12 protein-coding genes and 1 tRNA gene are annotated in these 13090 nt (G+C 63.2%); 10 read left to right on the top strand and 3 right to left on the bottom strand.

Translation table 11 applies throughout. The features are described from left to right. Window positions 1-154 precede the first annotated feature (154 nt). A complete protein-coding gene (locus ACSHT2_RS05230) occupies window positions 155-1594 on the top strand; it encodes a peroxidase family protein (protein WP_440642770.1) in 1440 nt (479 codons plus the stop codon). 48 nt (window positions 1595-1642) lie between these two features. On the opposite strand, the gene ACSHT2_RS05225 is transcribed toward ACSHT2_RS05230, so the two are convergent. Together ACSHT2_RS05225 and ACSHT2_RS05220 are read right to left on the bottom strand one after the other, a co-directional pair. Beyond that, entirely contained in the window at window positions 1643-2644 is a 1002-nt protein-coding gene (locus tag ACSHT2_RS05225) for a Bug family tripartite tricarboxylate transporter substrate binding protein (protein WP_440640664.1), read from the bottom strand. A gap of 219 nt (window positions 2645-2863) precedes the next feature. Then, window positions 2864-3349 carry an outer membrane protein assembly factor BamE gene (locus tag ACSHT2_RS05220; protein ID WP_440640663.1) on the bottom strand — a complete coding sequence of 162 codons (486 nt, stop codon included), beginning with the start codon at window positions 3347-3349 and terminating at the stop codon, window positions 2864-2866. Window positions 3350-3447: 98 nt separating this feature from the next. Here ACSHT2_RS05220 and ACSHT2_RS05215 point away from each other — a divergent pair, with 98 nt between their 5' ends. The 7 genes from ACSHT2_RS05215 (at window position 3448) to ACSHT2_RS05185 (ending at window position 8186) form a co-directional block, all read left to right on the top strand. Continuing rightward, on the top strand, window positions 3448-4011 hold the full coding sequence (locus ACSHT2_RS05215; RefSeq protein WP_440640662.1) for a ubiquinol-cytochrome C chaperone family protein: 564 nt from the start codon (window positions 3448-3450) through the stop codon (window positions 4009-4011). Next, entirely contained in the window at window positions 4008-4577 is a 570-nt protein-coding gene (locus tag ACSHT2_RS05210; protein ID WP_440640661.1) for a YceD family protein, read from the top strand. The genes ACSHT2_RS05215 and ACSHT2_RS05210 overlap by 4 nt, the downstream gene beginning before the upstream one ends. Window positions 4578-4877: 300 nt before the next feature. Then, window positions 4878-5939: a phosphate acyltransferase PlsX gene (gene plsX, locus ACSHT2_RS05205; RefSeq protein ID WP_319327796.1), complete on the top strand. Its 1062-nt coding sequence runs from the start codon at window positions 4878-4880 to the stop codon at window positions 5937-5939. Beyond that, window positions 5936-6916 carry a beta-ketoacyl-ACP synthase III gene (locus ACSHT2_RS05200; protein ID WP_271529386.1) on the top strand — a complete coding sequence of 327 codons (981 nt, stop codon included), beginning with the start codon at window positions 5936-5938 and terminating at the stop codon, window positions 6914-6916. The genes plsX and ACSHT2_RS05200 overlap by 4 nt, the downstream gene beginning before the upstream one ends. 133 nt (window positions 6917-7049) lie before the next feature. Next, a complete protein-coding gene (locus tag ACSHT2_RS05195) occupies window positions 7050-7394 on the top strand; it encodes an integration host factor subunit alpha (RefSeq protein ID WP_028136003.1) in 345 nt (114 codons plus the stop codon). A gap of 23 nt (window positions 7395-7417) precedes the next feature. Beyond that, window positions 7418-7996 carry a MerR family transcriptional regulator gene (locus ACSHT2_RS05190; RefSeq protein WP_440640660.1) on the top strand — a complete coding sequence of 193 codons (579 nt, stop codon included), beginning with the start codon at window positions 7418-7420 and terminating at the stop codon, window positions 7994-7996. Window positions 7997-8108: 112 nt separating this feature from the next. Next, window positions 8109-8186, top strand: a tRNA-Pro gene (locus ACSHT2_RS05185). A 1714-nt stretch (window positions 8187-9900) separates the two neighbouring features. Here ACSHT2_RS05185 and ACSHT2_RS05180 read toward each other — a convergent pair. Then, window positions 9901-10140 carry a hypothetical protein gene (locus tag ACSHT2_RS05180; RefSeq protein ID WP_028178804.1) on the bottom strand — a complete coding sequence of 80 codons (240 nt, stop codon included), beginning with the start codon at window positions 10138-10140 and terminating at the stop codon, window positions 9901-9903. Window positions 10141-10743: 603 nt separating this feature from the next. Here ACSHT2_RS05180 and ACSHT2_RS05175 point away from each other — a divergent pair. Together ACSHT2_RS05175 and ACSHT2_RS05170 are read left to right on the top strand one after the other, a co-directional pair. Next, window positions 10744-11715 (top strand): SDR family oxidoreductase, encoded by a 972-nt coding sequence (locus ACSHT2_RS05175; RefSeq protein ID WP_440640659.1) that lies wholly within the window; start codon window positions 10744-10746, stop codon window positions 11713-11715. Between the two features lie 249 nt (window positions 11716-11964). Next, the gene (locus tag ACSHT2_RS05170) at window positions 11965-13077 is read left to right on the top strand and encodes an alpha/beta hydrolase family protein (protein WP_440640658.1); all 1113 of its coding nucleotides are present in this window, start codon (window positions 11965-11967) and stop codon (window positions 13075-13077) included. Window positions 13078-13090: the final 13 nt, after the last annotated feature.

The following is a 13090-nucleotide window of genomic DNA, read 5'->3' as shown; positions in this document are numbered from 1 at the left end:
GGGGACTACCGTGCAGCTGCTGTCTCACCCACTGGAGGGAAGAATGACGCAAGCTGTAAACCTGAACCCAAGACACGGGAAAGCCGGACGCCAGCCGACCAGAGCCGGTCTGAAACCGCCCAGCGCCAATGCAGACCCCGGCTTGTTCGGCCGGATGTTTGACTTGCCGGCATTCACGGCGCCGGAGGCTGCGCTGCAGGCGCTTGCGGCCGCGATGAAGGACGCCAGTCCGGACAATGTGACCGGTGACAATTCCAACATTCCGTCGGGCTTTACCTATCTCGGCCAATTCGTCGATCACGACATTACGCTTGATCTCACTTCGCTTGCCGAGAAGCAGGAGGATCCCAACGCCACCACGAACTTCCGCACGCCGAGGCTCGATCTGGACAGCATCTACGGTCTGGGACCGGATGGCAGTCCCCAACTCTACGCTCGCGACACCAACAACGTCGCACAGCCCGGGCCGAAGTTCCTGCTCGGCAAGACAGAGCCCACGCCGCGCGCGGCCGGCGTCTTTCCGAATGATCTGACGAGGAATTCGGAAGGGCGAGCCCTGATCGGCGACCATCGCAATGACGAGAATCTGCTGGTCGCACAGACACACCTTGCGTTCCTGAAATTCCACAACAAGGTCGTCGACATGCTCGCGGCCGGCCCCAATGCGCCGGCGCCCGACAAGCTCTTCTCCGAAGCACGAAAGCTGGTGACTTGGCACTATCAATGGATGGTGCTGCACGATTTCGTCGAGCGCCTAACGGAGAAGGGCATCGTCGCCAAGATTCTGCACGAGGGCCGGAAGTTCTATCGATTCCAGAAGGTGCCCTATATGCCGGTCGAGTTCTCGGCGGCAGCCTACCGGCTCGGACACAGCATGGTTCGCGAGACCTATAGCCACAACCATGTGTTCACGCAGCCCGGCGGCTTTGCTGCGGCGACCCTCAACCTCGAGTTCTTCTTCTCCGGGCTCTCCGGCCGCATCCTGGGCGAAATCGCCGGTACCACTCCCAACGCGCCCAATTCCCCACCCAACGTCAGCACCTTGCCCACGGACTGGATCATCGACTGGAGCCGCTTCTACGAATTCGATCCGGCGATTGCGCCGACGCCAAACTTCCTGTTCAACCATTCGCGCAAGATCGATCCATTCCTCATTCCGAAATTGCACGATCTTCCAGGTGGCGGCGGTAGCCTGCCGCTCCGCAACCTGCAGCGCGGAGTCAATCTCGGATTGCCGTCTGGTCAAGATGTGGCTCGTGCGATGGGGATTCCAGCGCTCAAGCCGGCGGAGATCGCAACCGGCACGGACGGCGCGGTTGCGGCCGCGCATGGCTTCGATCGAAAGACGCCGCTCTGGTACTACATCCTCAAAGAGGCCCAGGTGAAGACCGGCGGTCTTCGGCTCGGTCCGGCCGGTGCGCGTATCGTGGCCGAGGTGTTCATTGGCATCGTCGCTGGCGATAGCCAATCCTATCTCAGCCAGCGGAACTGGAAACCGACGCTGCCGGCGAAGACTGCGGGCACGTTCCTGATGAGCGATCTCTTACGCTTCGTCGGAGATATTAGTCCGATCGACGGGGTCACGACCGGATAGCAGTGCTCAAGTCCCGGATGCCGCAGGCGGCATCCGGGACACGAGAAACTACTGCACGTCCATCTGCAGCCCTTCCTTCTGGATGATGCCGGCGAACTTCTTCGTCTCGGCCTCCAGGAAGGCGGCAAATTGCTGCGGGGTGCCGTAGTCGGCGCGGGCGCCCATGGCCGCGATCTGCTTCTTGATGTCCTCGCGCTCCAGCATCGCCTTGACCTGGAGATTGAGCGCGTTGAGCACCTCGGGTGAGACGCCCTTCGGCAGGAACACCGAGAACCAGGACGATATGTCGAAATTTGCCAGCTCCGGCGCGCTCTCCCGCATCGTCGGCAGGTTCGGCGCGAGGTCGCTGCGCTCGGTCGTGGTGACGCAAAGACCGTTGAGCGTGCCGTTCTGCACCTGAGGCAGGCTCGGATAGAGGTTGTCGAACAGGATCTGGATGTCGCCGGCGAGGGTCGCCTGGAGCGCGGGTCCGGCGCCGCGGAACGGGATGTGCGTCATCTTCAGCCCGGTGAGCTGGAGAAACCAGGCGCCGGTGAGGTGAGGGCTCTGGCCGACGCCCGAGGAGGCGTAGCTCAGCTTGTCCGGATTGGCCTTGAGATAGGCGATCAGCTCGGGGATCGACTTGATGCCGGTCTTCGGATGCGCCGAGACGATGTTCGGGATCCGGATCATGTTCGAGACCGGCTGGAGTTGGTCGGGCTTGTAGGTGAGATTCTTGAAGATACTGTACGCGATCGCGTTCGGACCGGGATTGCCGACCAGGATGGTGTGACCATCAGGCTTGGCGCGGACCACCTCGGCAGTCCCGATGGTGCCGCCGCCGCCCGAGCGGTTTTCCACGACCGCCGACTGGCCCCACGCGGTTTGCAGATGCGCGGCTAGGAGCCGGCCCATCACGTCGGTCGAACCGCCGGCCGCAGCCGGCACGACGAGGCGAACGTTTTCGGTGGGCTTCCAGTCGGCGAGGCTCGATCGCGGCAGTATGGCTGCGGCTGAAAGGCCGGCAGCGCCGGTGAGCACGCGACGGCGGGACAACAAAGGCTTAGGCACGAATCCACTCCCTGCTTCTTACTTTGCTGGGACCGTAGGGAACCGCTCGTGCGACCGCAAGTCGCGTGCGACGGCAAGTGCCGCGCGCAGAGCGGCACGACGCCGCAGCTTCGAGCCATTTACCTTCCGACGGAATTGGAAGGCTCTGGTTTCGTGTTGGACGCGTTTTTTCTTTTGCGCGAGCCGATATCGACTCCGCGCGAAAACCGCACCGGAGTCTCAGTTGAAGCTGAGCAGCTTGAACAGCGGCGTGAGGTAGCTCATCTCCTGGCCCGACGTCGGCGTCGTACGGCTGATGAAGTCGAAGATCTTGCCGTCCTGGAGACCGTAATTCGCAAGCCGCCGCACGCGGCGGTTCTTGTCGAAATAGATCGCGATGACGCGCTGGTCGACCACCTTCTGGTTCATGAAAGCGACCGGGCGCTCCGAGCGTTGCGAGATGTAATAGAACACCTCACCGTCGAGGGTCGCGACCGTGGAGGGGGTGCCCATCACGATCAGCACCTGGTCCTGGCTTGCGCCGATCGGAATCTGCTCGAGCGCGCCGGGCGGCAGGATGTAACCCTTCTGGAACTGCTCGCCCGTGCAGCCCGCAAGTGCCGCGCCGACCACGGCCGCGGCTGCGAGCATGCGCAAGCCGCGCCAGCATGCGTGAAAGCCGCGCCGCTGATCCGCGCGCAGGCTGGTCTGGTTCGTTGTCGTCATAGCGGAACTGATTCCGTCCCCTTGCGTCGCGCGAGGCGCTGAAGTACCGGGCGGAGGCTCTGAATGCAACACGCGCGCGCCCGCTTGCGGAAACCACAATGCTTTGGCCGTTCAATCACTTCAGGAAACCCCGATTAACCCCGTCGGGCACCATTGAAGCCATCTATGGCATGATCGTGACGCAGGCGCGAGAACCCATATTTTACCGTGACTTGGGCGTGCCCGATACGGTTAACGGGCGTTTCGACCTGTTGCTGCTGCATCTCTGGCTGCTGCTGCGCCGCCTGCGCGCGGCTCAAGGCGGCACTGGAGGCGCCACCGAGCTGTCCCAGGCGCTGTTCGACCGCTTCTGCGAGGACATGGACGACAATCTGCGCGAGATGGGGGTGGGCGACCAGACCGTGCCGAAACGGATGCGGGCCTTCGGCGAGGCGTTCTACGGCCGCGTCCAGGCTTATGATCAGGCCATGGAAGGCGGCGGCGAGGCGCTGGCATCGGCGATCTGCAAGAATATCTTGAATGGGACCGGCTTCGGCCAGGCGCAGCAGCTCGCGGCCTATGCCCGGGCCAGTGAGGCCGAGCTTGGCCGGACCGACGAGGCCGCGCTGCTGCGCGCCTCCTTCAAGTTTCCTCCTGCGCTCCCAGAGGATGTCACGCCATGAGTCGACCGAATGCCGGATCCGAGCCCGATCCCTGGCGGGCGCCCGTCATCGTTGCGCAGATACCCGACGCAGGCCTTCATCGCGAGCTCGAGGCCTCAGCGGCCGAGCGGCAGGCTATGGCGCAGCTCGCGGGTGTGCGGGAGATCCTGTCCGCGCATGCCAGCTTGGATGTCGTGCCGAAAAGCGGTGGGCGGGTCCAGGTGACGGGGCTTGTTCGGGGCCGGATCGGCCAGACCTGCGTCGTCACGCTGGATCCGATCGAGAGCGAGGTCGAGGAGGAAGTCGACCTGATCTTCGCCCCGGAGGCCGAGGCGCGGCGCCTGGCCGATCTGATCGAGGAGGGGCAGGACGATGAGGGGCCGCCTGCGGTCGCCGACGCTCCCGAGCCAATCGCCGGTGGCATCATCGACCTCGGCCGGCTCGCCACCGACGCGCTGTTCCTGGCGATCGATCCCTATCCGCGCAAGGAGGGGGCCGTGTTCGAGGCGGAGGTCGCTGCGCCCGATCCCGAGGACCATCCCTTCGCGGCACTGAAGGCGCTTCAGGACAGGAAGAAGGACCAATAGGCGGGCATTGTCCGCTTGTGCCCGCCTTGCGAGGGGACGCGAGCCATTTTCCTCGATGGTTTGAAAGGAGCGTTTATCTTTCTGATTTCAATGCACTTCCTGCTAAATCCGGGGTTCGTGGCCGCGTCGCCCCAAATGCAAAAGGCTGGGGGCAAGAGGTTGTTTCGGGGTAACAAAACGCTATTGTCGCGCCCCGGTCCGGGTGCGGCGTGGCGCTTGGCCGATCGCCATGTCCGTGGCGAACTCATTTTGCGGCCCCGCTAGCTCAAGACCGCACCAGACCAGGTTTCCAGGACTTTTATGCCAAGCAAGGTTCGCATCGCGCTGGACGCCATGGGAGGCGATGTCGGCCCCGCCGTGGTCATTCCGGGCGCTGCCATCTCGCTTGGCAGGCATCGTGATACCGAGTTCCTGCTGGTTGGGGACCGCGCCAGGATCGAGCCCGAGCTCGACAAGCATCCGAAGCTCAAAGCCGCCTCCAGGATTGTCCATACCGACGTCGCCGTCAGCATGGAGGACAAGCCGAGCCAGGCGCTGCGGCGCGGCCGCAAGACCTCCTCGATGTGGCTCGCGATCGATGCGGTCAAGAAGGGCGAGGCGGATGTCGCGATCTCCGCCGGCAATACCGGCGCGCTGATGGCGATGGCGCGCTTCCACCTGCGGACGCTGCCGGGCATCGACCGCCCGGCCATCTCGGCGATATGGCCGACCATGCGCGGCGAATCCGTCGTGCTCGACCTCGGCGCCACCCTCGGCGGCGATGCGCACCATCTGGTGTCGATGGCGGTCATGGGCGCGGCCAAGGCGAGCGTGCTGTTCAACAAGAAGCGACCTACGGTCGGACTGCTCAACATCGGCGCCGAAGAGATCAAGGGCCACGAGGAGATCCGCGAGGCCAGCGAGATCCTGCGGGCGAGAAACCTGCCGGAGCTCGACTATATCGGCTTCGTCGAGGGTGACGGCATCGGCAAGGGGCTGGCCGACGTCATTGTGACCGAGGGCTTCAGCGGCAACATCGCGCTCAAGGCCGCCGAGGGAACCGCCCGCCAGATGGCGGAATTGCTCCGTAACGAGATGCAGCGGAGCTGGCTCTCCAAGCTCGGCTATGTCTTCGCCCGCAGCGCCTTCCAGGCCCTGCGCGACAAGATGGACCCCAACAAGTCCAATGGCGGCGTGCTGCTGGGGTTAAGGGGGGTGGTGGTCAAAAGCCATGGCGGAACCAACGCTGAAGGCTTTGCCTATGCGATCGATGTTGGCTATGAGATGGCTCACTACGATCTCCTGAACAAGATCAATCAGATGCTCAACCGCGAGGGTGGTGCACTCAGTTTCGTGCAGCCCGCGCCGGAGGATGTTTCGTGACTCAAATTCGTTCGGTCGTGCTCGGCTGCGGCTCATATCTGCCGGAGCAAGTGGTGACCAACGCCCAATTGGCGGCCCGCATCGACACCTCCGACGAGTGGATCGTTCAGCGCACGGGCATTCGCGAGCGGCACATCGCGGCCGAGGGCGAGTTTACCTCGCACCTGGCGATCAAGGCGGCGCAGGCCGCACTCAGCGATGCCGGCATGGACGCGCAGTCGATCGACCTCATCGTGCTGGCGACCTCGACCCCGGACAACACCTTCCCCGCGACGGCTGTCGCCGTGCAGCACGGGCTGGGCATCAACCATGGCGCTGCCTTCGACCTCCAGGCGGTGTGCTCGGGCTTCGTGTTCGCGCTTGCCACGGCCGACAATTTCCTGCGCACCGGCGCCTTCAAGCGCGCGCTGGTGATCGGCGCCGAGACCTTCTCGCGCATCCTCGACTGGAACGACCGCGGCACCTGCGTGCTGTTCGGCGACGGCGCCGGGGCGGTGGTACTAGAGGCGCAGGAGCAGCCAGGCAATGCCGCGACCGATCGCGGCGTCGTGACCACGCATCTGCGCTCCGACGGCCGGCACAAGGCAAAGCTGTTCGTCGACGGCGGCCCGTCCTCGACCCAGACCGTCGGCCACCTGCGCATGGAAGGCCGCGAGGTCTTCAAGCATGCGGTCGGCATGATCACCGACGTCATCGTCGACGCCTTCGAGGCGACCGGGCTCAATGCCGAAAGCATCGACTGGTTCGTGCCGCACCAGGCCAACAAGCGAATCATCGACGCTTCCGCCCACAAGCTTCACATCGCGCCGGAAAAGGTGGTGCTGACGGTGGACCGTCACGGCAACACCTCCGCCGCATCGATCCCGCTGGCGCTGGCGGTGGCGCGCAAGGACGGCCGCATCAAGAAGGGTGACCTGATTCTCCTGGAGGCGATGGGCGGCGGCTTCACCTGGGGCTCTGCGCTGCTGCGCTGGTAAGCCACAGTCGGTAAAATTTTGCCGGAATTCGCGCCGATAATCGATGCGTCTGCATTGATGAGCGCTGTTGACCGCCGTATCGTAACCTCATAATTTCAGACAACAATTGTTCGCCGTGATGTGGGGCAGGGCGATGACCGATCAAAGTAAAACCGTAACGCGAGTTGATCTGTGCGAAGCCGTCTACCAGAAGGTAGGGCTGTCGCGCACGGAATCGTCCGCTTTCGTGGAACTCGTGCTGAAGGAGATCACCGATTGCCTCGAAAAGGGCGAGACGGTGAAATTGTCTTCGTTCGGGTCCTTCATGGTCCGCAAGAAGGGCCAGCGCATCGGACGCAACCCGAAGACCGGCACCGAGGTGCCGATTTCGCCGCGCCGGGTCATGGTGTTCAAGCCGTCGGCGATCCTGAAGCAGCGGATCAACGGCCAGCACCGCGCCAATGGCGACGCCACCAGCAAGGCCCAACAAGAGGCGTAACCCTTTCGCAAAGGATTTGGCATTTGGACAAGGCGCCGGATGCGTTCCGAACCATCAGCGAAGTAGCGCAGGAACTCGACATTCCGCAGCACGTGCTGCGGTTCTGGGAGACCCGGTTCTCCCAGATCAAGCCGATGAAGCGCAGCGGCGGCCGCCGCTACTACCGCCCCGACGACGTCGATCTGCTCAAGGGCATCCGCCGGCTGCTCTATGGTGAGGGCTACACCATCCGCGGGGTGCAGCGGATCCTGAAGGAGCACGGCGTCAAATCGGTGCAGGGCCTCGCCGACAGCGCGGCCGCGGTCTCGTTTGGGGCCATCGAGGACGCCATCGGCGCCAGCCTGATGGAGCCCGAGGATGAGGCGCCCATCAAGGGCGTCACCGACACCGACGATGACGACTATCAGGGCAACGAAGAGGAAGGCATCGACTTCCGCTTCAGCGAGATCGACGACGAGGAGATCCTCACCACCTTCCGCAAGGGCGGCGCCACTGCTGCGCCCGCCGGCCCCAGCGCGCTGGACCGGGAGCGGTTGGGCCGGGCGCTCGCCGACCTCGTCGCCTGCCGGGAGATGCTGGATCAGGCGCTGAAGGACGGGTAGGGGCGGTGGCCCACCGGCTTGGCGGATAGTTCCGGGCGCCTTGGGCGGATACACCAAAATGCTGCGGCCTCGCCTTGCGCAAAGCGGCGATCCTAGCTAATGGAACGACGTTCGGAGCGTGGCGCAGCCCGGTTAGCGCACTAGTCTGGGAGACTAGGGGTCGGAGGTTCAAATCCTCTCGCTCCGACCATTTCTTCAAATCGTCTTTCGGGTGGATTGACTGTTGGCGTGGGCCTGCTCGCGCCAGCGATGCGTGCGCGGCGGCCAGCGGCGAATGGCTGGTTCGGTGGTCGGTATACTAAAACATCGAAAACAACCCCATGCACAGTAGCGTGTCATTGATTGAATAAGATTTTTCCGAATCGACTTTGGTCCGGCGACCCCGACGCCGACAATCGGCGGATCAGAGGCAAGTACGTCTTGTTTCAAAACTTGCACACCTGAATGTGTCCGCATTCTCCGCGCGGGCGTCGAGGAGGGGTACACAATCTATGTCGCCCCCAACAAATCGACTACGTTGTTCAAAGTCGCTCGTGGTCGGGCGCTCCTGCATTCCATCGAATACATCCTGCGCTTCTCAAATTTCCTTAAGCGCTAAGGATGCGCGCACCTTCAATCAAATCGCCTCTCGCTGCTGATGCGTCTGCGGCGATGTTAGGTTCTCTGACAGCCCTTCAAAGAAGGAATACCGTCTAACTTGCGTCATTTGCGACGGGACAGGGCTGCATCACCTTATCCGTCTGTCCAACGCGATAGAAATAGCAGAACGACGTGCGATGCACAGGAAGCAGAGTTATGTCGCTCTTGTGTACGAAACAACCCTGTACGACCACAATGCGATTGCTATCCATGGGGCTAATCTTCAATCCTGTTGTCTTGACGTGCTGATACGGAAAATCTGGCAATGCAATCCTGTTCTGAAAAACATTCTTGTCCCAACATTTTCTCGCTGCCATTTCTCAGCGCGGGCAGAGCACCTACCTAAGCCACCGTCGCTTTGGCACGCGTCGAAGAACAGGTCAGGTTGATTGTTCTTACTCGGGTCAATTGTCGCGGCCCAATCGTCGGACCAATCGTCGCCAAATTTCAGTGCGGGCTCTTTGCCTGCGTTCTTGTAAGACACCTTCAGCGTAACCGTGCCGTCTTCAGCGATTGTGGCCGTGGCTTCAGTGGGCCAACCCAAGCCCGCGTGGATGCGACAAGTGCGTCGTAGGCGACATAGCACGCAACGACGGCCGCGGCGGCTGCAATCCAGTCTGGCAAACTCGCTTTAGCTAACATGTAGCTCCTTCTCGCTTCCCAGCCACCACGTTGATCGCGAATGGCATGCAGAATCTTCGTTGCCCTGATCGAAAACGCTCGATCCTGAACAGGCCCGTACTCTTGGGACTCTAGCTAGTGATTCGCGCTATTGCGTGAAGCTTTGTAAGAAATGTCAGGCGGTTAAGACGAATGCCGTCCCCCGGTCAACGCTAGATACTAGCGCCGACTGAAGCGATCTTCCTCGGAGAGGCGATTTCGAAGCCGATCAACTCACTGGTTTGTTTTCGTCAGTCCTCTCAACCGCGCTTTCCGCGCGCTGGCGTCGATGACGATCTCCGTAGAGACGCGTGATCTGCTTTACCCTGACAGCGTCGATCTCGCGGCGCGGGCGAGGGCGGTAGGCGTTGCCGGTGGAACTGCATCTGCTCTGTGACCAGCCGCACAATTATGCGCCGATGCCGACGTCGGAAGGGCGGCGTGCGCGTGCGCTTATCATGCGCGCGGTGGCATAAGGAAGGCGATGTGATCGTTGTCACTGAGTGCGCCGCGTCATCGGGACTGGCGCTGTGCGGCCCGTCGGAGGCGGCCTCCGGGGCGTTTCCTCGATCCGTCGTGTTCGGATCAGTAGTTTTGCGGGGCCGTCAGGCGTGGCCCTTGATCTCGTAGTGACCCGGCACGCATTTGTAGCGCTCGAGGCGCCAGTTGGCGTGATAGATCGGATGCTCGCCCATCCATTTCGCGAGCGGAGCCTGTGCGCCGACCGCGCACTGCATCATCGAAATCTCGGGCGTCATGTTGCTGTCGGTCACGATTTCCTCGACGCAACTGCCTGAGCTGGCTGCGCCAAGCCGGCACAGCACGGCAACGACGGTCACGAACATTCCTGTCACCTCATCGGTTGTTTCTGACCACGAAGAGGATGCAAGCGGAGTGCCAGAGCCTGTTACACGCAAACGACACGCTGGCCCGGCCGACTCAACCCAGCGTCCACCCGGTCTGATGATTCGGATCGTAAAAGAAATGCCCTTAACCCGAAGCCGGACAAATACGGGAGCCACTGCAAAGCTCGGCGCAGCGCCGTCGGTGTTTCACAGGCCGATCACAGCAGCGAGATCGAATGTGCTTTCCAGCGACGACGGAGCAAGCGCCTCGTCCTTCGAGACGACCGCTTTGCGGTCTCCTCAGGATGAGGCTGACTGGGCATCGATGCTTGTTGAAACTGCTGCCACGCGGTCCAGCCTCATCCTGAGGGCCCGCCGACGGCGGGCGTCTCGAAGGATGTGCCGCGGGCGAAGCTGCGTCACAGGTACGGTGGAGACCGCACTGAGCGGCCAATAGTCCGCGTGCCGAAATAACTGACGCCGGAGATGACATCGCCGATCCGCTTTCTTTTGCGGATGCAGCGCTGCTACAGTTTTGCACGCGGCCCGCTGAGCGGCGCTGTGACGAAGAAACATACCGACAAGGGGAGGGACCGAAGTCCCATGAAAGATTTTGCTGGAAAGATCGCGGTCATCACCGGCGGCGGCACGGGAATGGGGCGCGAGCTCGCGCGGCAGCTCGTCGCCGAAGGCTGCAATGTCGCCATGTGCGACGTCTCCGAGGCCGCGATGGCCGAGACCAAGCGGCTCTGCGAGGCCGAGAAGCTGCCGCAGGGCCTGAGTGTCACCACGCATGTCGCAGACGTCGCGATCGAGGATCATCTGAAGCGTTTTCGCGACGAGCTCGCCGAGCAGCAGAAGACGGACAGGATCCATCTGCTGTTCAACAATGCCGGCATCGGCGGCGGTGGCAGCCTGTTCACCAACACGCGCGAGCAGTGGGAGCGCACCTTCAACATCTGCTGGGGCGGCGTCTATCTCGGCGTGCGCACCTTCCTGCCGATGCTGGTGGCAGCGGACGAGGCGCACATCGTCAACACGGCGAGCGTCAACGGCTTCTGGGCCTCGATCGGCATGAACCAGGCGCACACGGCCTACAGCTCGGCCAAGTTCGCCGTGAAGGGATTTACCGAAGCGCTGATCAACGACCTCCGCCTGCACGCGCCGCACGTCAAATGCTCGGTGGTGATGCCCGGTCACATCGGCACCTCGATCGTCTCCAATTCGCGCAAGGTGCAGAGCGCCGATGGGTCGGAGCGGCTCAACGACGACGAGGTGGCGCTGACCCGCAAGCGCATGATCGCGGCCGGCGTGCCGGATGCGGACAAGATGTCGGACGAGGACATCCAGGCGGTGTTCGCCGAGCGCGCCCGCAGCTTCCTCGAGGAAGCGCCGACGACGGCCGCGCAGGCGGCGACGATCATTCTCGACGGCGTCAAGGCGGAGCGCTGGCGCATCCTCGTCGGCGAGGACGCCAAGCGCCTCGACGAGCGCGTGCGCGCCACGCCGGAGCAGGCCTACGACCGTGCCTTCTACGAAAGTTTCACGCAGGAGGTCGGCTGGCGGCTCGGCTGAGACTGCCTCCGGGCGGGCGCGAATATGGGTATGATGTTCATCATGGCAAGAGATGCGTCAGCAATTTTGCGTGCCACCTCTTGCCAATGCTCGCCCGCTCCATGACCCATCGGAATGTCACGCATGCGACATGACGATGTTCAAGCGATGGTGATCTGAAACGCCTCTCATCGGGCGCACGGCCGCTTGGTTGACGGACTGAAATGGTTTAGTCGTCAGGAGTAACGCGACGATAGAGCGTAGCTGCCGATGATGCCCGCATGTCTCTCCGACGACTGGACCCTTTGCCCGGAACGAGAGGACATCTCCGCTGAGTTCACGCGGCTGCTCACTGCGGCCCAGGAGGGCGGCGCCACGATCGCGGAATGCCTCATGATCGCGCGGCAGCTGAAGCGCGGCGACGACCGGTCCTGGCATCGCGAGTGGAAGAGGCTGGCGCAGACCAATCGGCAGCGCGCCGAGGCCGCGTTCGCGGAGGGCCATCTGGCGAGCGCGCAGCGCAACTGGCTGCGCGCGATGAACTACTATGGTGCCGCGGCGATGCCGCTCGAACCGGCGGACGAGCGCCGCTGGGTTGCGGTGCTGGCCATGCAGGACTGCGCCCGCCGCTACCTCGCCGCGCGCAGCCCGGCCGGCGAAGTCGTGACGATACCTTGGCTCGACGGGCACTCGCTGCAGGGCTATTTCCTTCCTGCGCCGTCAGCCGGCGGGCGGGCTCCGACCGTGATCTGCATCGGCGAGCCCGGCCACCGCAAGGAAGAGTTCCTGTTCAAGCTCGTGCCGCATGCGCGCGAGCGCGGCTTCTCGATGCTGGCCCTCGACCTCTTCGGCGACCAGCGCGACGATTTTCTCGACGCGCTGTTGCGGCGCCGGGATCTCGAGAGCGCGATCCCTGGCGTCATGGACTATCTGGAGACGCGCGGTGACGTCGACTTCGCGCGCGTCGGGATCATCGCCGATGGCTGGGGCTCGTCCTTCGTCTCGCGCGCGGTGTTGCAGGAGCCGCGGCTTGCCGCCGCCGTCTGCGACGGCGGCCTGTGGGACCTGCACGAGCGGGCCTTCTTTGCCAGCCGGTTCGCGAAGAGCGACGTCAGCATCGTCCCGGTGCCGCATGCGCCGCTCATGGCATCCAGCGCCGAGTGCCCGGTGCTGATCACGCTCGGCGAGGACGGCTGGCTCAAAGCCGATCGGGCGCGTCAGATCGTGCAGAACTCGAGGCTCGGCAGCTCGGACGTCATGCTGAAGGTGTTCACTGCGGCTGAGACCGGTGCGGCACAGTCCCATGCGGACAATCCGAGCCTTGCCAACGAATACATCTTCGACTGGCTCGAATCGCGGCTCGGTGCCATCGGGCACATCTAGCGGCGCGGTCCGG

The sequence above is a fragment of the Bradyrhizobium sp. PUT101 genome (assembly GCF_052043945.1).
Lineage (GTDB): Bacteria > Pseudomonadota > Alphaproteobacteria > Rhizobiales > Xanthobacteraceae > Bradyrhizobium.
The sequence above is the reverse complement of the archived record's forward strand: the minus strand, read 5'-3'. Positions and strand labels throughout refer to the sequence as shown.